This is a genomic window from Dyella sp., from assembly GCF_036568765.1.
Taxonomy (GTDB): Bacteria; Pseudomonadota; Gammaproteobacteria; order Xanthomonadales; family Rhodanobacteraceae; genus GSA-30.
Window position 1 is genome coordinate 1 of record NZ_DATCRY010000061.1, and the last position, 20,086, is coordinate 20,086.

Here is a 20,086-nt window from a genome sequence, read left to right on the forward strand (position 1 = left end):
TGCCGCACGGAACGAAGCATCGATGCGCTCGGCAAGCTGATGGGTCTGGGCATCCAAGCCCGGTTGTTGTCGCAGCGCCGCGGTAAACAGACGCGCCGCATTGAGCGGTTGCAACAAGTCATGACTGGCCGCGGCGAGGAACCGCGTCTTGGATGCGTTTGCCGTTTCTGCATCGCGACGCGCGTTGGCGGTAGCCTCCAGCGCCTCCCGTAGTTCGGCGGTGCGCTGCTCGACGCGCTGCTCCAGCGTCTCGTTCGCTTCGATCAAGGCCAGTTCGGCATGTTTGTAGGCCGTGACATCCGTATATGTCGTCACATAGCCGCCGCCAGGCAGCGCGCGGCCGCGCATCTCGATCACCGTGCCATCCGGCCGCACGCGTTGAAACAGATGTGGCGAGCCGGCGCGCATGAAAGCGATTCGTTTGGCCACGTGTGCCTCTACTTCGCCAGGCCCGCATTCGCCATGCTCGGCATTCCAGCGAATCAAGTCAGCCACCGGCACACCGACGTACACCATCCCATTGGGATACCCGAACAATTCGAGATAACGGCGATTCCAGGCCACCAGGCACATATTGGCATCGACGACACTGATGCCCTGCGAGACGTTTTCGAGTGTGGTGGAAAGCAACTCGCGGTTGAAGCGCAGCTCCTGCGAGGCTTCGTCCATCAACGCCATCGCTTCGGCAATATCCAGCCCCGAGCCCGATAGCGCACCCATCAGAATGCGCCGAGCGCTCGCCGCACCGACCGCGGCTGCAAGCAGGCGTTCGGTGTACTGGATCAACGCGCGGTCAGCCGATTCGCCCGGTTGTAGTTCATGCCCGCTGCGTTCGCCGTATTCGAGAAAGGCGCGCTCGGCAGCACGGTCGCCGACTATGCGCTCGGCGATCGTATGCAAGTCGCGCACGGATACGCGTCCGCGCCAAGCCACGGCGGTGCGGGTATCGCCGGCATAGGGCACGACGAACATCGCTGCGTTCAAGCGCTCGTCCAGGCTGGGGCGAAAGCGGAGCGAGACGAAGACCACGCAGCCGATATTGACCAGCAGCGACCAGAACGTCCCGTGCATGATCGGATCCCAGCTCTCCAGACCGAGCAAGGCGTGCGGACGCAACCAGGCCCAGCCGAGCGGACCGGTCTGCAGCCAGGCCGCACTACGATCCATCGCCGGCAACAGCAACGTATAAGCCCAAAGCGAGAAACCTGCGAGTAAGCCGGTAATCACGCCGCGACGGCTCGCACCCCGCCAGTACAAGGCCGACACGATCGCCGGTGCGAATTGCGCGACCGCGGCAAAAGCCAGCAAGCCAGTGGCTGCGAGCGATGCTGTGTTGTCCATGACCCGGTGATACGCATATGCCAGGCATGCCAAGCCCACGATCGCCACACGCCGCACCAACAGCACCAGTTGCGACAGATCGGTACGCCGGTCGAGGCGAAAGCGACGCACCCGCAATAACGCTGGCATCACCAGGTCGTTGCTGATCATGGTAGAGAGCGCGACCGAAGAGACGATGACCATACCGGTAGCTGCCGCAAAGCCGCCGACGAAAGCCAGTAGTGCAACCCCCCGATCGCCATGCACCAGCGGGAGGTTAAGCACCCAGGCATCGGGTTGACCGCCGCGCACCGATGGCAAATGCATGCCTGCGGCGACGATCGGCAATACCGCGACGCTGATGATGATCATATACAGCGGCAGCATCCAGCGCGCTCGGCGCAGGTCGTCCGGGTTCTCGCACTCGACCACACCGATCTGGAACTGGCGCGGCAGGCAGAACATCGCGCAGAACGCGAGCAATGTCATGGCGAAGAAGCCGGGTGTCAGGCCATCGGATAGTTGCGTTGCGGGCAGCGTAGCTGTCGCGGCCAAGCCGGGGCCGTGCCACAACGCGTAGATCGCCAGCGCAACGAACGCAAGCAGCTTGATCAGCGATTCGATCGCTATCGCCAGCATTAAGCCGTGGTGATGCTCGGTCGCGTCGATCGTGCGTGTACCGAACAAAATCGCGAACACCGCCAGCAGGATCGCCGTCCACATGGCGCTGTCGCCGAATGCGGGAATGTCCGGCAGGCCGAGCACGACATAAGACATCGAGACCGCTTTGAATTGCAAAGCCAGGTACGGGACGATCGCGATCATCGCGATGACCGCCACCAGTGCGCTCAATCCATGCGACTTGCCGAAGCGTGCGCCGATGAAATCGGCGATCGAGGTGATGCTGCGTTGCTTGGATACCAGTACCAGCCGGCGCAAGAGGCCATAACCGAAGACATACAGCACGATCGGTCCGAGATAGATCGGCAGGTAGCTCAAGCCTTCGCGTGCCGCGGTACCGACCGCACCGTAGAACGTCCACGACGAACAATATACGGCCAGCGCCAAGCTGTAGATCACCGGGCGTAAACGCGGCTGACGCGGATACAGCGGGCGGCGGTCCCCGATATAGGCAACCACGAACAGCAGCCCTAGATAGGACAGCGATACCAACAGCAGCAGCCAGCCTGGAATCACATCGATACCCCGTCGCGACCGGCGCCATCCTGGGCAAGTAGCCGAACAGCAACGCGTCTCGACCTACGCGCTTGTGTCGGGAGCCGTCGGGCCGGCACCATGCACGGCATGAAGACAGCGGACGGCCAGTCGGTATCGAAAGTAGCAGAGCGCCTCGGTCCTGACGAGTTGCACATTTGGTCGATCGCCTACGATCGCCACCAGGGGCGCAATCCCCTGCGCGCGCTGCTGGCGAGCTATCTCGGCTGCGCCCCCGAACAGGTATGCCTGGTCGAGGCCGAGCACGGCCGACCGGAGTTGGCCGCTGCGCACGCCAGCACGCTGTCGTTCAACTGGTCGCATAGTGGCGAACGAGCCGTCGTGACCGTTGGTTACGCGCTGCGGCCGGGGATCGATATCGAACGTCTTCGGCCACGCCCCCGAGCGCTGGAGATCGCCGAACGTTACTTCGATCCTGAGGAAGCGCGCTGGCTCCAAGCCATGGACAATGGCCTGCGGGATCAGGCGTTCCTGGAGCTCTGGACCGCCAAGGAAGCCGTGCTCAAAGCACTGGGAAGGGGTCTGGCATTCGGGCTGCACCGCCTGCGCATCCTTATGCAGCGCGATCGTGTGCACTTACGCTGGCTGGACGGGGACGACGCGCAGGCATGGCAATTACATCCGCTGGCACTGGATCGGGCGCATGTCGGCGCGGTGGCATGGCGTGGTTCTCCACGCAGGCTGCGCTACTGGACACTTGCCGATACGGCCTGATTGGCGCACTGTTGACGGTCCCCGATGCCGAGTCGCTTCGGCCAGACACCTTTCAACCATGACTGTCCTGAGCGTCAACGTTAACAAGATCGCCGTCCTGCGCAATTCCCGCGGTGGCAACGAGCCGGACGTAGTGCGTGCCGCGCTAACCTGCATCGACGCCGGCTGCGGCGGTATTACCGTGCATCCGCGACCCGATCTGCGGCACATCCGTCCGGACGACGTGCGCGCCTTGGCCGCGACGATCCGCGGACGCGTGGAATACAACATCGAAGGCAATCCTTTCGCGTCAGCGCGCGGCGCCTATCCGGGTCTGATCGAACTGGCGCGTGAGGTGCGGCCTACGCAAGTCACCCTGGTGCCGGACAGCGATAGCCAGATCACCTCCGATCATGGGTTCGATCTACGCAACGACATACCGCGCCTGAAACCGCTGGTGGCCGAGCTGCGCCAACTAGGCTGCCGTGTCAGCATCTTCGTCGATGCGGGCGCCACCGAATTCGACGAAGCGGTGGCTATCGGCGTGCAGCGCGTAGAGATTTACACCGGCCCCTATGCCGAAGCCTTCGCCGAAGGCCGCGTCCACGAGCAACTGGCCCTCTGCGCCGAAACCGCACGCCGCGCATTGCATGCGGGCCTCGCCGTCAACGCCGGGCATGACCTGAGCCAGGCCAATCTGGGCACTTTCAAGGCCGCTATTCCCGGCCTGGCCGAAGTGTCGATCGGGCATGCCCTGATCGGTGAAGCGCTTTATGACGGATTGACTGCGACCGTTCGCAATTATCTGCAGATTTTGCGCTGAAACGGTCCTCGCGCGCACTTCGGTCCATCGCATCGATGTCCAAAAAAAACCCCCGCACAAGGCGGGGGTCTTCGGGTAGCACTGCTTTAAGATCCCGAGGATCACTGACCCTCGGTAAAGCCGATCTTGGTCAAGCCGTAGCTCTTGGCGTCAGACAGCACGCGAGCGACGACTTCATAAGCGACCGCATCGTCGGCATTGATCTGCACTTCGCTCTGCTCGGCCACCGGCTTGGCACCGAGCAGCGAAAACTGGGCTTTGAGCCCGTCTTCGTTCACCGGCGTGTCGTTCCAGTACAACGCGCCGGATTGATCGATCTTCAAGCGAACCGGCTCCGGCGGATTGTCAGGATTGACAATGTTCGGATTCGGCTGCGGCAGGTCGATCTTCACCTTATGAGTCAGCATCGGCGCCGTGATCATGAAAATGATCAGCAGCACCAACATCACATCGACCAGCGGCGTGACGTTGATGTCAGCCATCGGTCCCTTGGAGTTACCGCTACTAAATGCCATGTCTGCTTCACTCCTTGCCGGTCGTGATGAAACCGACATGGACCATGCCCGCTTCCTTGGCATTGCCAAGGATCTTGCGCACGATCTTGTACTCCGTGGTCTTGTCCGCGCGGATCTGCAATTCCGGCTGCGGCGACTTCGCCGCCGCAGTCGCAAACTGAAGCTTCAGTTCGGCCTCGTTGACCTCTGCATCGTTCAGATACATCGTGCCATCGGGCTTCACCGCCAGATCCATCGGCTCAACTGGCTCCGTATCCGCAACCTTCGGATTCGCGGTCGGAAGTGGGACCGTGATCCGATGAGACATCAGCGGCGCCGTGATCATGAAGATGATCAGCAGCACCAACATCACGTCCACGAGGGGCGTGACGTTGATCTCCGACATCGGACCGCCGGAATTGTCTCCGGTGCTCATCGCCATGGGTCAATCCCTCACTTCTGCTCGACGCGGGCGCCGGTCGCGAAGAAGTCGTGCAGGTCGTGCGCGAACTCGTCGAACTGAGCGTAGGTGAGGCGGTTCGAGCGGTTGAAGAAGTTGTAGGCAAGCACGGCCGGGATAGCAGTGAACAGACCGAAGGCGGTCATGATCAGCGCTTCACCCACGGGGCCAGCCACCGCTTCCATCGAGGCGTTGCCCGACGCGGAGATCTTGATCAGCGCGTGGTAAATGCCCCACACCGTACCGAGCAGACCGATGAACGGCGCCGACGAACCGACCGTGGCGAGCAGGGTCAGGCCGCCTTCCAGACGCAGGCTCTCGCGAGCGACAGCCTGGCGCAGGGCGCGGTCGATGAATTCCGAACGGCTCAGCGACTCGGCCAGACGACCGCCGCCAGCGGCAGCCTGCTGGTGGTGAGCCACCGCCGAAGCGGCGTCCAGAGCGATCTTCGAGAAGGGTTCGCCCTTGGGCTGGGCTTCCAGTTCGCGGATCGCGTCCTGGGTGGAGCCGTTGCTCCAGAAACCGTTGATGACCTTATCGGCGCGATTGCGAACCATCGAGTTGCGGATCGCGTTGGCGATGATGAAGTACCAGGAGGAGAAGGACATCACCACCAGCACAACGAAGACGATCCAACCCAGAGCGTCGAAGTTGTGGATCAAGTGGTCAAAGCCCATCGACTTCATGGCTTCGGCGTTGGAGGTACCGCCACCGGCGGAAGGAGGAGTTTGCTGGAAGAACATAACGCTACCCTTGGAAAGTCAAGCGTGAACTGTGACTGTAACTGGAATTACAGCTGATTGAGATTGAAGTTGATCGGTACGCGAGCGTAGCCCTCAACTGGTTGCCCATTCCGTTTGGTCGGATTGAAACGCCACTTGCGTGCCGTTTCTACCGCGGCCTGATCGAGTTCGCGGAAGCCCGAAGACTTCTCGACCTTGATGTCCTTCGGCGAGCCATCGACGCCAACCAGGATCATCAGCGTAACCGTGCCCTCGTGACGCTGGCGAATGGCCTGCGGCGGATACTTGGGCTGAATACGGCTGTTATAGCTGAGGTCCGAGCTGGCCGCGATTTCCGTCGGCGGAGCCGGCGGAGCAGGCGGGGCCGGCGGTGGCGCGGGAATCGGATTGGTCGTCGCTTCCTCAACAGCCGGCGGCGGAGCCGGCGGCGGCGGTGTCGGCGGCGGTTTCACCTGCTGAATGATTTTCGGCGGCGGCTGCTTCGGCGGTTCCGGGGGCGGCGGCGGCGGCGGGGGCGGCGGCGGCGGGGGTTCGATGAAGTTTACCTGGACCGTACGCTCGACCTTCTTGTCTGCGGCCTTCGGCGGAGCCATAGGCGCCACCAGCAGCAGGAACGCGAACGCATGCAGCGCGATGGCTACCGCCAACGCCCAGGTACGCCTCCAATTGAACGGCCCTTGGCCGGTTACTTCGTTACTTGAGGCCATCTGTCATTTTCTGGAGCGGGTCATTCGGAATGACGTGGTCGCAGCACCCAGCGGCAAATTCCATCTCCCTAAGGGACATGACATTTGCCACTAGACACGTACACGGAAAGTATCCAACGGTACAACAGCACATGGCGTTTGTATAGCACCCTGAACGCAGACAAAATCTCTAAAGAATGCGTTAGGAAACTGCCAAACGCCCTGCGTTTACTTGCTGGCTCCTGCCTGCTTCAGCCAAGCCTTCGCTTTGTCCGCCGTCTCAGGCTCTTGAGCGGCCTTCTGCATTGCGGCGACTGCGCCAGGCTTGTTCTTGAGGCCGCGTTCGGCCTCCGCCAGCAACATATAAGCGGTGCCCTTACGCTGCACGCCCTTATCGATGCCCTGCTGGATGAGGCTCTTGGCCTCGCTGAATTTGTTTTCGGCCAGGAGTAACTGACCCGCGCGGACAGCGGCTTCGCCGTCCTTTGCCATCGGCATTGCCTTTTTGTAGGCGTCGACAGCTTCAGTGGTGTTCTCTGCAACGTACTCGGAGTCGCCGAGCAGTTTGTAATTGTCGTAGCTCGGCTGCACCACGCCCTTGCTCATGCCTTCTTTGAGCACGGCGGCCGCCTTGATGGCGTTGCCTTTGGCGTCGCTGCCTTCCTGACCGGTCACTAGGTAAAGTTTGGTCAGGTTGACGTAGCTCTTCTCATCTTTCAGCCCGCCCGCGGCGCGCTGCTTTTCCATCAGCGCGATCGCTTCGGGATATTTTTGCGACTGCATCAGCACGGCCACGGCATTGCTCATGGCAGTGGCGTCGTTCGGATTGGCGGCCAACTGCTGCTGGGCAAGCTGAGCTGCCTGGTCGGTTTGACCCGACTCGGCATAGCTGGCCATCAGGAGTTGGTTCCAGGTGTCGTTCGGCTTGTCGGTGAGCGACTGCGCTTTCTTGATTGCAGCGATCGCTTCCGGATACTTCTCGAGACGGTAATAAGCGTTGCCTTCCAGCGCGTACGATTCGGCGGTTTCCTTCTTGCCCTCGGCGCGCCACTTGGCGATGGTGTCGAGCGCCGGCTGGTACTGCTCGTCGGCAATGTAGAACTGCGCGAGCATGTACTCCAGCTGGAAGTACGTGTCGTTCGGCATGACGCCGTTATCGATCGAACGCTTCAGCAGACCGATAGCGCCCTTGATGTCGCCGTCGTTGTAATGCAGGTTCGCCAGGCCTTGCAGAGCGAGCGCCTGTGCGTATTTGCTCTTGCTCGAATCGGCGATCGGCTGAAGGATCTGTTCGGCCTTCGCCTTGTCTTGCGCGTTGACTGCATCGAGGCCTTCGTTGAGCGCCTTCTGATCTTTGTCGCTGGTCAGGTCGAGTTTGGGCTCGGTACGGGTCGCGTTCGGATACAGCGCTTCTTTCTTGTCCTTGTCCTTGGAATTGCTGTCACGCGCCATCACCGGGCTGCTCGCCACGCTCAGCGCAATGATGGCGCCAGCTAGCAACTTGATCATGGGGGCTTGCTTCATGACAACGGAGCCTCTGTGTAAGGTTTTTCGCACAAACTGTGCGGGGGATCACTGAGCGTAACCCGATGTGGGGCATCAGGACAAGTCGCAGTGCCGCAGTAAAGATTGTTAAAGATCAATTACTTGCAAGATACGCCCGCGTACACGCCAAATTTTTTCCGCACTTATTTCGATCTAGGTTGTCTGAAGCAGCTTAACTCGCGCGCGTCAAGCCCTTTGCCAGCAGCCGTGGCGAAGGATTATCGGCTGATTTCCATGCTGCTTGAGGCAGCGTCATTGTTCGGCCTTGCATTAATACGCTAATGCATTACCACGAGGCAAAAATAAAAAGCCGGGCGGAACATTTCCAGTTCCGCCCGGCCCGATCGAGGAAATCATCAGAGCATGTAGCCTGGCAAATGCTTAGATGTCGAGGTTGGCCACCTTCAGTGCATTGGCCTCGATAAAATCGCGCCGCGGTTCGACCGCCTCGCCCATCAGCATGGAGAACATCTGATCGGCCGCGAAAGCATCTTCCACCCCCACCTGCAACATGCGTCGGGTTTCCGGATTGACCGTGGTTTCCCACAGCTGCTCCGGGTTCATTTCACCCAGACCCTTGAAGCGCTGGATAGTACGACCCTTTTTGGCCTCTTCCAGCAACCAGCTGCGTGTATCGGCAAAACTGAGGACGCCACGCGAAGCATTGCCGCGCCGGACCACCGCATCGGTCTGCAGCAGGCCCGCAAGTTGTTGGCTGGCATGCAGGATCGGTCGAAACTCGGAGCTGGCGAAGAAGTTCTGCGGCAGTACCCAGGTGTGGCTGAGACCATGCTGGTCGCGCACCACTTCAAGCGCCGCCGGTTGATCGCCTGCGGCAGGACGCAGTGCGATCCGGTAGCGAGGCTTACCCAGACCACTGGCAGCCAGACGCGCACTGAGGCCGATCATCCATGCTTCCATAGCCGAAGCATCGTTCCACAACGCCGGTTCCAGGGCGGTGTGCTCGATCATCGCGTTGAGCAGATTTGCATCGAAGCGATGGCCGAGGCGCTCGACCTGGTCCAGTGCGAGCTGGTAATCGCGCAGCAGCTTTTCCAGTGCTTCGCCGGTGACCGGCGGCGCGGCCGGGTCGAATTGCAGTTCGGCGTTGTCGACAGCATTGGCGATCAGGTAGGCGTTGAGCGCCGCATCGTCCTTCAAGTAGAGCTCCTGCTTGCCCTGCTTGAGCTTATACAGCGGCGGCAGCCCGATATACACGTGACCACGCTCGATGAGCTCCGGCATCTGCCGGTAGAAGAAGGTCAACAGCAGAGTGCGGATATGCGAGCCGTCCACATCCGCGTCGGTCATGATGACGATACGGTGGTAGCGCAGCTTATCCGGGTTGTACTCCTCCTTGCCGATGCCCGTGCCAAGTGCGGTGATCAGCGTGCCGACTTCCGCCGAGGACAGCATCTTGTCGAAACGTGCTTTTTCGACATTGAGGATCTTGCCCTTCAATGGGAGCACGGCCTGGGTCTTGCGGTTGCGCCCCTGCTTTGCCGAACCGCCTGCCGAATCGCCCTCGACCAGGAACAATTCGCACAGCGCCGGGTCCTTCTCCTGGCAATCGGCCAGCTTGCCGGGGAGACCGGCGATGTCCAGCGCCCCTTTGCGGCGGGTCATTTCGCGCGCCTTGCGCGCCGCTTCGCGCGCACGGGCCGCATCCACCACCTTCGAAGCGATGGCGCGTGCTTCGCTGGGGTGTTCGAGCAGGAACTCGCTCAGTTTCTCGTTGACGGCCTGCTCTACCGCTGTCTTCACCTCGGACGACACCAGCTTGTCCTTGGTCTGCGAGGAGAACTTCGGGTCGGGCACCTTTACGGAGAGAACGGCGATCAGGCCTTCGCGCATGTCGTCGCCCGAGAGCGCTACCTTGGCGTTCTTGGCCAGGCCTTCTTTCTCGATGTAGCCGGTCAGCGAACGGGTCAGCGCCGCACGGAAGCCGGTCAGATGGGTACCGCCGTCGCGCTGGGGGATGTTGTTGGTGAAGCAGAACATCGTCTCTTGGTAGGAGTCGGTCCACTGCATCGCCAGTTCGACACTGATGCCATCCTGCTGTGCGCTCAGGCTGATGACATTCGGGTGCAGCGCGGTCTTCAGCTGAGCCAGGTGCTGCACGAAGGAGCGAATGCCGCCCTCGTATGCGAACACGTCGTGGCGCGGCTCCGGTCCGCGCTCGTCGGTCAACTCGATGGTTACGCCGGAATTGAGGAAGGCCAGCTCACGCAGGCGCTTGGCCAGGATGTCGTAGTGAAACTCGATGTTCGAAAAGGTCTCGGTGCTCGGCATGAAGCGCACCGTGGTGCCTCGTTTGCTTGCCGGACCGACTATCTTCAGGGGATACAGAGGCTCGCCCAGCGAATATTCCTGCTGATGCTCCTCGTCATTGCGGTAGATCGTGAGCCACAGGTGCGAGCTCAGCGCGTTGACCACCGAGACGCCGACGCCATGCAGACCGCCGGAAACCTTGTAGGAGTTCGCGTCGAACTTGCCGCCTGCGTGCAGCACGGTCATCACCACCTCGGCGGTAGAACGCCCCTCCTCGGGGTGGATATCCACCGGGATGCCACGACCATTGTCGGCGACACTGACCGAACCGTCCTCATGGATGGTGACGATAACGTGGTCGCAATAGCCAGCGAGTGCTTCGTCGATGGCGTTATCGACGACTTCGAACACCATGTGGTGCAGGCCTGTGCCGTCATCGGTGTCACCGATGTACATGCCGGGGCGCTTGCGCACCGCTTCGAGGCCTTTGAGAACCTTGATGTTACTTGAGTCGTAAGTTGTATCGTCGCTCATGCCCTGCCCGTTTTCCTGGCGCCAGCAACTCCACCCGGCAAGGCGCCTATAAGCCAAGTGGAGGCACAATTGGGGAATTATAGCAGGGGGGGCGAAACCTTACCTTGTTCCACGTGGAACACTCTGGCAGGCACGTCCTCCAGCGCTTTAGGTATTTCTGTACCAGTCAAAAGGACCTGCGCGCCGACGGCACGCAGCCTTCGCACGACAGAAGCCTGATGGGCCTCGTCCAACTCGGACGCCAGATCGTCCAGGGCCACGATCGGCCACTCCCCCCGCCGCTCGGCGTAAAGACTTGCCTGCGCCAGCACGCAGGCTAGCGCGGTGAGTTTTTCCTGGCCTCGAGAGAGATGTTCCCGCATCGGCGCGTGCTCGAATGCAATGGACCAGTCCGCGCGGTGCACGCCCAACGTCGTATGCCCCCGGGTAAGATCCCGGCCCCGTTGATCGCGCAGCAACTCGGCCAAGTCGAGATCTTCGGCCCACCCCCGTTTGTACCGCAGCTCGACGCCGCCAAGCTCAGGTAGAAGCTCCGAGGCCTCGACAGCCAGCTTGGGTCTAAGGGAGCTCAAATAGGTCTGTCTTTGGATGTCAATCTGGGTTCCCGCCTGAGCTAGCTCGAACTCCCAGGGTTCTAACAAGGAATCGCTGACGACGTTCCCGGATCTAAGCAGACTGTTCCGCTGTTTCAGGGCTCGCTGATAGCGCCTCCACGCGGGAAGAAAAAGCTGTTCCACGTGGAACACTCCCCAATCGAGGTAGCGACGACGCTCCTCTGCGCCTCCCGCGATCAGTGCATGTGAGCCCGGTTCAAAACAGACGACCGCGCAATCTCGAACAAGCTGCCCAATCGAAACCGCTTCCCCATCTACCCTCGCCTCCCAGCGAGATCCTGCCCGCCCAAGACCAAGCCGTACTGGGCGTTCGTCACTGTGCCGCAACTCCGCAAATGCCGATAACCCGCTCGCCCCTCGCTGCAGCAAGGCTTCCTTTGCCCCGCTCCGAAACGATCTGGCATGGGACAACAGAAAAGCGGCCTCAAGCACACTGGTTTTACCTGCGCCATTAGCCCCGACAAACATGTTGATCTCCGGCGCCAAGGCGACCTCGACGTCGGTCAGGCAACGCAGCCCTTTGATCCGTAGCTGATCTATGCGCATGCGATCCAAGCCATCAAACAAGAACGCCGGAGTGCCTTGCGGCATCTCCGGCGTGACAGTCAGACCACCGCCTGACAGGCATCGGAATCAGGCTCTCCAGGTCAGAGCCGCAGCGGCATAATCACATGACGCGCCTGCTCGCTCTGGTCTTCCTGCACCAGGCAGCTCGATTGGGCATCGCGGAGATTCAAGCGAGCCTTGTCACCGGCCAACGCGGACAACGCATCCAACAAATAGCCCACGTTGAAACCGACAGCCAGATCCGAAACACCGGTCTCGGCTTCGAGTTCCTCGACAGCCTCTTCCTGTTCCGGATTGTGCGCCACGATGCGCAGCTTGCCGGGAGAAAGCTCCAGCTTCACACCGCGGTACTTTTCGTTGGACAAAATCGCGGCGCGCTGCAGTGCGCTCCTAAGTACCTCGCGATCGAGCACAGCCTGTTTGTCTGCGCCGAGAGGAATTACTGCCTCATAGTCCGGAAAACGACCGTCGATCAGCTTCGAGGTAAATACCACGTCTCCGCGCCGCACGCGTAGATGATTTCGACCGAACTCCAATTCGACTTGCCCATCACCCGCTTCGAACAAACCCACCAGCTCGTTCACACCTTTGCGCGGAATGATGATCTGACGACGCGCCGACACCGAGCTTTCCAAACGTGTTTCTTTCAATGCCAGACGATGGCCGTCGGTCGCCACGCAGCGCAGCGTGTGCTCCTGGAGATCCAGCAGCATGCCGTTCAAGTAATAGCGGACGTCCTGGTTCGCCATCGCAAACGCGGTGTGCTCCATCAGATCGCGCAAAACCTGCTCTGGCAACGTTACGCGCTCGACCAGCTCGATCTCGTCGATGGTCGGAAATTCCGTTGCCGGCAACGTAGCCAATGTAAAACGGCTTCGCCCCGCATTGAGCGCGATGCGATCCCCGTTGAGCTTCAGCTCGATCTTTGCTCCATCCGGCAGTGCACGCACGATGTCGAACAGCTTGCGTGCGGGGATAGTGATTTCGCCATCGGCCAGCTTCTCGGCTTCCGTCGTGGCAATCATCTCGACTTCGAGGTCGGTGCCTGTGAAAGCTACTTTTCCGTCGGCAACGCGAACCAGCAGGTTAGCTAGAACCGGCAGTGTCTGACGGCGTTCAACCACGCCAACGACCTGCTGCAAAGGCTTGAGCAGTGCTTCTCGTTGAATGCTGAATTGCATGTGGGCGCTTCCCCTAATCCTGCTGTTCTGTTTTTAAAAGAAAGAATGGTAGTGGCAGTAGGTGCCGTGGATAACTTGAAAACGCGAATTTTCCTTTTAAAAACAAAGTGTTGTTCCTCCCTTGCGTTGTGCCTCAAGCACCCTGCTTTCTGTGGGCCGCTTGTGGATAACTTTCAGCGTCCAAACCATCCACCTATTATCCACAGCTTGCCCCGGGGGTTTTCAAGCGTTTATCCCATCTTGCCCCGTAACGACTACCTTAACCCGTAAGGATGCGGATCAGCTGTTCCCAATCCTGCCGCATTCGCGCATCGGTCTCGCACAACTTGCGGATCGTGCGGCACGCGTGCAGCACCGTCGTATGGTCGCGTCCGCCAAATCCGTCGCCGATCTCCGGCAGGCTGTGCTCGGTCAATTCCTTGGACAGAGCCATGGCGATCTGTCGCGGCCGCGCCAGCGAACGTACCCGGCGCTTGGAAAGCAGATCCTGCAGGCGAACCTGGTAATAGTCGGCTACCGTCTTCTGGATGTTCGGCACTGTCACCGCTTGAGCATGCGTTGCCAGCAGATCGCGCAGGGTCTCTTCGGCGAAGTCCGTGGTGATCGGACGCCCATAGAAGTTTGCGCGTGCTGCCAACGTGTTGAGCGCGCCTTCCAGATCGCGCACGTTCGAGCGGATGCGCTTGGCCAGCAACATCGCCACGTCCTCGCTTACCGCCACGTTTTTTTCATGCGCCTTGGCCAGCAGGATCGCGGCGCGTGTTTCGAAATCCGGTGGTTCGATCGCCACCGACAATCCCCAGCCCAGGCGGGATTTAAGGCGCGGCTCGAGTTTGTCCACTTCCTTGGGATAGCGGTCGCAAGTCAGGATGATCTGCTGCTTGGCTTCGAACAATGCATTGAAGGTATGAAAGAACTCCTCCTGCGTCGTGTCCTTGCCGGCGAAAAACTGGATATCGTCGATCAGCAGCGCATCGACCGAGCGGAAGCGCCGTTTGAACTCATCCATGCTCTTGGTGCGCAAGGCCTCGATCATCGAGCCGACGAACTGCTCCGAGCGCAGGTACAGCACTTTGCAGTCCGGATTGCGCTCGCGCATCAGATTGCCAGCTGCATGCATCAAGTGGGTCTTACCCAGACCTGTACCGCCATACAGCAGCAACGGGTTGTATGCCCGTCCCGGATTCATCGCCACCTGCATGGCCGCAGCCTTGCCCAGTTGGTTCGATTTGCCTTCGACGAACGTCTCGAAGGTGTAATGGGGGTCCAGGTTGTGATGGAAAACCGGCGGATGCGTCGCCTCGGCCACAGCCATCGCCGGACGGCCGACCGGTGCGGCACTCGCACTGCCCGGTTTAGGCGGTTGCCGGGGCGAACTCGAGCCGACTTCCAGCCGCACGGCGAGGGTTTGCCCGGCCAGATGGCTGAGCATGGCCTCGATCCGGGGCAAATAGCGCTCGCGGACGGTATCGAGGGTGTACGAATTGGGCGCAAACAACTGCAACCCGGCCGCATCGTCGCGCGCCTGCAGCGGCATCAGCCACGTATGCAGATCCTCGGCGCTCAATTCGCCCTCGAGGCGCTCCAGGCAGCGCCGCCACAAATCACTCATGAACGTCTTCAACCACGAAAAGGGGCGCTTGCGCGCAGGGTGGACAGGGGAGTCTAGCAGCACGGGGCCGTGCGAAGTGCGGGGATATCCACATGGATATCCACAGGCTGCCAGGGGGCGCGCATTGTGGTGGATTGACAGCTGTCCTGGAAGCCCGGCATAATTTCCAACCTTTTTATCCACATACCAAATAGGAGGAAGCCATGTCGAAGCGGACCTTCCAGCCCAGCAAGCTCAAGCGCGCCCGCACGCACGGCTTTCGTGCCCGTATGGCTACGGCCGATGGCCGCAAGGTGCTCAACGCCCGTCGCGCCAAGGGCCGTAAGCGCCTGATCCCGTAAGCGGCTCGCAAGCATGGCCGCCGCCGGTTTGCCGCGCGAGGCGCGGCTCCGCCGCGCTGCTGACTTCGCTGCGCTACGTCAAAACAGCGGCCGCTCCGCCGGCCGCTGTTTTGCTGTGCGTTATCGTAACAACGGTCTCGAGCACGCCCGGCTCGGCCTGGCCATTTCCAAGCGCGTCTCCAAGCGCGCCGTGGATCGCAATCGCATCAAGCGCCTCGTGCGCGAGTCGTTTCGTCGCATCCGCGACCAACTTCCCGCCATCGATGTCATGGTAATGGCGCGCGATCACGCCGCCGGCGTACCCCATGCCGAGCTGCGCGCCGACATCGATGCCCTGTGGAGCCGACTCAAGCCGTTGAAGCTGGACGATTCGGCCGGCACAATGGTCCGTTGACCCACGTTTCTTATGCTTGCGGCGACTCTTGCGCCGCAGCGCCCCACTCCGGAACCGCTCCGCGATGAATCAAACGCGCACGTTTCTCATCTTTGCCCTTTTGGCCCTGGCTTATCTGCTGTGGACCGATTGGGAAAAGGACTATGGCCCACAGCCGGCTCCCGTCGCTGCCGCTACTACCGCGCCCTCGGCCGATGGCAGCGTTCCTGCCAGCAGCGGAAGCACGGCAGCGATTCCCGCTAGCGGTGGCAGCGAGCAGGCCGGTCAGCTGATTACCGTCAGCACCGATGTGCTGCGCCTGACCATCGATACGCGCGGTGGCAGCGTCGTACGATCGGAATTGCTCAACTATCCGGCCGAGCCGCGCACCAGGAACAATCCCAACCCCGCCCCGGCGCGCTTGCTCGACGATGCTCCGGAGCATTTCTTCGCCGCGCAGAGCGGTCTGGTCAGCACGCATGGCAATGCGCCGGATCACCGTGCACTGTTCCAGGCAGCGCAGACCAGCTATGCCCTGGCCGACGGAGAGAATCAGCTCAAGGTCGACCTGACCTGGACCGGCGCCGACGGTCTGAAGGTCACCAAGACCTACACGGTCAACCGCGGCTCTTACGTGGTCGACATGGACCAGCGTGTCGACAACGGCGGCAGCGCGGCCTGGCAGGGCAATGCCTATCAGCAGCTGCAGCGCGTGGCGCCGGCGACCACCAAGAGCTGGTTCCAGAGTTTCAGCGATCCGTCCTCGCACAGTTTCTTCGGCGCAGGCTGGTACAGCCCGCAGGATAAATTCGACAGCCTGGGCTTCACCGATTTCCAGAAAAAGCCGCTCGATCGCGCCGTCACCGGCGGCTGGATCGAAATGCTGCAGCATTACTTCTTCGTCGCCTGGATTCCGAAGCCCGACGAAGCAGCCACCTTCTCCACCAGCGTCATCAATCCGAATACGGCAGCTCCGCTGTACCTGATCCGCGCTGTCGGTCCCGCGCTCAACGTGGCACCGGGTCAAAGCGCCACGTCGACTGCACGCATGTATATCGGTCCGAAGCTGCAAGGCACGCTCGACGCCGTGGCGCCGGGGCTGGAGCTATCGACCAACTATGGCTGGCTGACCGTTATCGCCCAGCCGCTGCACTGGCTCCTGTCGAAGCTGCACGCCATCGTGGGTAACTGGGGCCTGGCCATCATTGCCCTGGTGCTGCTGATCAAGGCTGCGCTGTGGAAGCTGACCGCCACGCAGTTCCGCTCCGGCGCGAAGATGCGCAAGCTGCAGCCGCGCGTGAATGCCCTGCGGGAGCGCTACGGCGATGACAAGGTGAAAATGCAGCAGGCCATGATGGAGCTGTACAAGAAGGAGAAGGTCAATCCGATGACCGGGTGTCTGCCGGTCCTGGTGACCATGCCGATCTTCTTCGGCCTGTACCGCGTCATCATGGAAAGCGTCGAACTGCGCCAGGCGCCGTTCTTCGGCTGGGTCCACGATTTGTCCGCGCCCGATCCGTGGTTCGTGTTGCCGGTGCTCTACGTGCTGGTGATGCTGGCCACGCAGTGGCTGACACCGACCGCCGCTGGCATGGATCCGGCCCAGGCCAAGATGATGAAGGTCATGCCGATCCTGTTCGGTGTGATGTTCTTCTTCTTCCCCTCCGGTCTGGTGCTCTACTGGGTCACCAACGGCCTGGTCAGCCTGGGCCAGCAGTGGCTGATCACCCGACAGGTCGATCAAGCCGATCTAAAGGCAAAGACTTCCTGAGCAAAAAGGCCGCGCAAGCGGCCTTTTTCTTAGGTGTCCGAAGATCGAGGCGGCGATCTGCTCCTCCCGGCGCCCGATTCTCCGCCTTGCCCCCTACAAGCGACTACCATTCTGTCTATGACGCACACTGCCGACACCATCGCTGCCATCGCGTCCGCCAGCGGCGCCGCCGGCGTGGGCGTACTGCGTATCTCCGGCCCCGCCGCCCCCGCGATTGCCGAACAACTGCTTGGCCGGCTGCCCGAGCCGCGTCATGCCCATATGAACGCCTGGCGCGATAACGAAGGCGAATTGATCGACCGCGGCCTGTTGCTCTACTTCCCAGCACCGGCCTCCTATACGGGCGAGCATGTCCTCGAACTCCAGGGCCATGGCAGTCCTGTGCTGTTAGACGCCCTGCTGCGTCGTGCCTGCGAACTCGGGGCGCGCCTCGCCCGGCCTGGTGAATTCACCGAACGTGCCTTCTTGAACGGCAAACTCGACCTGGCCCAGGCCGAAGCTGTTGCCGACCTGATCGCTGCACGTTCGCGCGCCGGAGCACGAGCGGCGCTGCAATCGATGGAGGGCGTGTTCTCGCGCAAGGTCGAACGCCTCCTGCAAGCCTTGATCGCATTGCGTGTGCACATCGAAGCGGCCATCGACTTCCCGGAAGAAGAAATCGACTTCCTCGCCGACCCTGCCATCGGGCAGCAATTGCATGCCTTGCGCACGGCGCTTGCCGATCTGCTACGCGAAGCCGAACGCGGTTTGCGCTTGAACGACGGATTGCGCGTGGCTATCGTCGGTCGCCCGAACGCTGGCAAATCCAGTCTGCTTAATGCGCTTTCTGGCAGCGAGCGAGCCATCGTCACCGATATCGCCGGTACGACACGCGACGTTCTGCGTGAATCGCTGCAACTGGACGGTATCGCACTCGAACTGGCCGACACCGCAGGTCTGCGCGAAACCGACGACCCGGTCGAGCGCGAAGGCGTGCGGCGCGCGCATGGCGAGCTCACGCGCGCCGATGTCGTTCTGCTCGTCACCGATGCCGAGCATGCGCGCGAAGATCTGAAATTAATTGCGTCGGTGCCAAACGATGTCGAACGCATCGTCGTGGTCAACAAGATCGACCTGGATGCGGGGGCGGCACGTGACGAGCAGCGCGACGGCGTTGTCTGGCTATGGTTATCGGCCAAGACGGGCGCGGGTCTGGATACGCTGCGCGATACCTTGAAAAACCTGGCCGGCGCCAGCGGCGGCGAAGGTGCTTTCAGTGCGCGACGACGTCATGTGCAGGCGCTTCGCCAAGTTGCCGTGCATCTTGAGCATACCGATCGGCTGCTCGATACCCACCGGGCAGGCGAACTCGCCGCCGAAGAATTGCGCCACGCCCAGCACGCGCTGGGTGAAATTACGGGCACGTACACCAGCGACGATCTGCTCGGAGCGATCTTCAGTTCGTTCTGCATCGGGAAATAAACCCAAACCGTCGACGGAGCAGGTGATCGCAACAACACGAGACGTTACGCGATTTCCCCTCTTCTACGCCGCTCTCTTGCCAAGACTTCGACGTGCCCGGCAAGCTTGGATCGCTGCCCGAACAGACAGCTTTCGAGAATGCGTTCAACAGGGGAAACACGTGATGCGGTCGATCAGGAGAAACACTCCCGAATACTAAAGCTGTGTCTCTAGGTTTGCCGTTGGCTTCGATCTTGTCGCGCCGAGGGACGCCTTCGAACGTGGCGCCGATTTTTTCCAGCGCACGTCGCGATCGCGGTCGTACACGCACGACCGCGAACTGGATGACAGTCAAAAATCGATTACTGCGTAGTCATGGTGGTACCAGGTACCGCCATTTCCAGAGCGGGCTGCGGCGAAGAGCCCGATCCAGTCAGGGTCAGGCGCGTCCCGCCGTTCGCAGGAATACGAATGATTTTCGCCAGAAAGTCCATTGGCGGGTGAGCCAGATGATTCTCGGATAGCGGAAGGCCGGTGGGCTGCTTGAAAAGAACATATGTGTGGATGTCGGGTGTGACAGGCATGGTGGCGTAGATGAAGCCCATGCGACTTATAAGGTCAGGCTCGCTAGCAAGAGAGGAAGGGAGAGCGGCACAGTCGCGCGTGGCGATTTCCGTCTTGCCGGCGCTCTTTTCGTCCAAGCGAAAATCCGCTGCGCGCGGCACAACCAAATGACCCAGACCCTCTTTCTGCTCTTTACCGGTACCGGAAAAATAATCGAAGACGCGCCCCGCGATTTTACTTCCGACATAAGCAGCACCAGCGACGCAGACCACCCCGAGGAGGGTCGTTGCAATCGTATCGTCACATTCTCTTGACAACGGAAAGCCGACAGCATGAGCTTCGTCGTTGCAATCGCTTTCGCGAGATCGGTTAAAGAGCGAGTAAAGAGCATTCTCAATCTTCGAGCCGGCGAAAGAGGCAACAGCAGACGGCGTGGATGCAGCGTAAGGAATCAGCGTGTTTATACCGCCGGCGGAAAGCGAAACGTTCGGGTACATCGGTAAGTTCCATTTATAGGGAAGCGTGGAATCTTAGTCAGCTCCCGCAAGAGTACCGCCAAATTCCGCTCATCGCTTAGGGCTCACGCGGATCGACGTGACTACCGAATCTTGCAATCGTTGCCAACGGAAAAAGATGAGTACGAAAATTTCTGTGTCATTCGTTATGTCGTCAATAGGACAGTCGCCGATTCGCAGCATTTAATTATTGATCTATGCTTTTGCCCATGACCGCTCATGTATCGATGACCGTCTCCACGCCATCTATTTACCAGCGCTGTTCATTGGGTTCGTAGATTTCCTTTGCCTGGAAAAGGCCTG

17 protein-coding genes are annotated in these 20,086 nt (G+C 60.7%); 6 read left to right on the forward strand and 11 right to left on the reverse strand.

What is annotated here, in order from left to right; genetic code table 11:
• The coding region (locus VIM98_RS04935) for a PAS-domain containing protein (RefSeq protein WP_331991983.1) at positions 1–2,517 on the reverse strand (2,517 nt) is incomplete at its 3' end.
• Between the two features lie 108 nt (positions 2,518–2,625).
• Here VIM98_RS04935 and VIM98_RS04940 point away from each other — a divergent pair.
• Together VIM98_RS04940 and VIM98_RS04945 are read left to right on the forward strand one after the other, a co-directional pair.
• Positions 2,626–3,270 carry a 4'-phosphopantetheinyl transferase family protein gene (locus VIM98_RS04940; protein WP_331991984.1) on the forward strand — a complete coding sequence of 215 codons (645 nt, stop codon included), beginning with the start codon at positions 2,626–2,628 and terminating at the stop codon, positions 3,268–3,270.
• Between the two features lie 58 nt (positions 3,271–3,328).
• Positions 3,329–4,072: a pyridoxine 5'-phosphate synthase gene (locus tag VIM98_RS04945; RefSeq protein ID WP_331991985.1), complete on the forward strand. Its 744-nt coding sequence runs from the start codon at positions 3,329–3,331 to the stop codon at positions 4,070–4,072.
• Positions 4,073–4,173: 101 nt separating this feature from the next.
• Here the strand turns inward: VIM98_RS04945 and VIM98_RS04950 are convergent, their stop codons facing one another.
• From VIM98_RS04950 to dnaA, 9 genes are all read right to left on the reverse strand, one after another.
• A complete protein-coding gene (locus VIM98_RS04950; protein WP_331991986.1) occupies positions 4,174–4,587 on the reverse strand; it encodes a biopolymer transporter ExbD in 414 nt (137 codons plus the stop codon).
• Positions 4,588–4,594: 7 nt separating this feature from the next.
• Positions 4,595–5,008 (reverse strand): biopolymer transporter ExbD, encoded by a 414-nt coding sequence (locus VIM98_RS04955; protein ID WP_331991987.1) that lies wholly within the window; start codon positions 5,006–5,008, stop codon positions 4,595–4,597.
• An 11-nt stretch (positions 5,009–5,019) separates the two neighbouring features.
• Complete coding sequence (locus tag VIM98_RS04960; RefSeq protein ID WP_331991988.1) at positions 5,020–5,769, reverse strand: MotA/TolQ/ExbB proton channel family protein; 750 nt, start codon at positions 5,767–5,769, stop codon at positions 5,020–5,022.
• Between the two features lie 47 nt (positions 5,770–5,816).
• A complete protein-coding gene (locus tag VIM98_RS04965) occupies positions 5,817–6,476 on the reverse strand; it encodes an energy transducer TonB (RefSeq protein WP_331991989.1) in 660 nt (219 codons plus the stop codon).
• 207 nt (positions 6,477–6,683) lie between these two features.
• A complete protein-coding gene (locus VIM98_RS04970) occupies positions 6,684–7,979 on the reverse strand; it encodes a tetratricopeptide repeat protein (RefSeq protein WP_331991990.1) in 1,296 nt (431 codons plus the stop codon).
• A 402-nt stretch (positions 7,980–8,381) separates the two neighbouring features.
• The gene (gene gyrB, locus VIM98_RS04975) at positions 8,382–10,805 is read right to left on the reverse strand and encodes a DNA topoisomerase (ATP-hydrolyzing) subunit B (protein ID WP_331991991.1); all 2,424 of its coding nucleotides are present in this window, start codon (positions 10,803–10,805) and stop codon (positions 8,382–8,384) included.
• A gap of 77 nt (positions 10,806–10,882) precedes the next feature.
• Positions 10,883–11,965 carry a DNA replication/repair protein RecF gene (recF, locus tag VIM98_RS04980; RefSeq protein WP_331991992.1) on the reverse strand — a complete coding sequence of 361 codons (1,083 nt, stop codon included), beginning with the start codon at positions 11,963–11,965 and terminating at the stop codon, positions 10,883–10,885.
• A gap of 101 nt (positions 11,966–12,066) precedes the next feature.
• Positions 12,067–13,167: a DNA polymerase III subunit beta gene (dnaN, locus tag VIM98_RS04985; RefSeq protein ID WP_331991993.1), complete on the reverse strand. Its 1,101-nt coding sequence runs from the start codon at positions 13,165–13,167 to the stop codon at positions 12,067–12,069.
• Between the two features lie 259 nt (positions 13,168–13,426).
• The gene (gene dnaA, locus VIM98_RS04990) at positions 13,427–14,779 is read right to left on the reverse strand and encodes a chromosomal replication initiator protein DnaA (RefSeq protein WP_331991994.1); all 1,353 of its coding nucleotides are present in this window, start codon (positions 14,777–14,779) and stop codon (positions 13,427–13,429) included.
• A 203-nt stretch (positions 14,780–14,982) separates the two neighbouring features.
• Between dnaA and rpmH the strand changes: the two genes are divergently transcribed.
• The 4 genes from rpmH (at position 14,983) to mnmE (ending at position 18,725) form a co-directional block, all read left to right on the forward strand.
• Positions 14,983–15,120, forward strand: coding sequence for a 50S ribosomal protein L34 (gene rpmH, locus VIM98_RS04995; protein ID WP_038622724.1), 138 nt, complete (start codon positions 14,983–14,985; stop codon positions 15,118–15,120).
• A gap of 13 nt (positions 15,121–15,133) precedes the next feature.
• Positions 15,134–15,514, forward strand: a complete 381-nt coding sequence (gene rnpA / locus VIM98_RS05000) for a ribonuclease P protein component (RefSeq protein WP_331991995.1) — start codon at positions 15,134–15,136, stop codon at positions 15,512–15,514.
• A gap of 64 nt (positions 15,515–15,578) precedes the next feature.
• The gene (gene yidC / locus VIM98_RS05005) at positions 15,579–17,264 is read left to right on the forward strand and encodes a membrane protein insertase YidC (RefSeq protein WP_331991996.1); all 1,686 of its coding nucleotides are present in this window, start codon (positions 15,579–15,581) and stop codon (positions 17,262–17,264) included.
• 117 nt (positions 17,265–17,381) lie between these two features.
• Positions 17,382–18,725 (forward strand): tRNA uridine-5-carboxymethylaminomethyl(34) synthesis GTPase MnmE, encoded by a 1,344-nt coding sequence (mnmE, locus tag VIM98_RS05010; RefSeq protein ID WP_331991997.1) that lies wholly within the window; start codon positions 17,382–17,384, stop codon positions 18,723–18,725.
• 341 nt (positions 18,726–19,066) lie between these two features.
• Here the strand turns inward: mnmE and VIM98_RS05015 are convergent, their stop codons facing one another.
• Positions 19,067–19,765, reverse strand: a complete 699-nt coding sequence (locus VIM98_RS05015; RefSeq protein ID WP_331991998.1) for a hypothetical protein — start codon at positions 19,763–19,765, stop codon at positions 19,067–19,069.
• Positions 19,766–20,086: the final 321 nt, after the last annotated feature.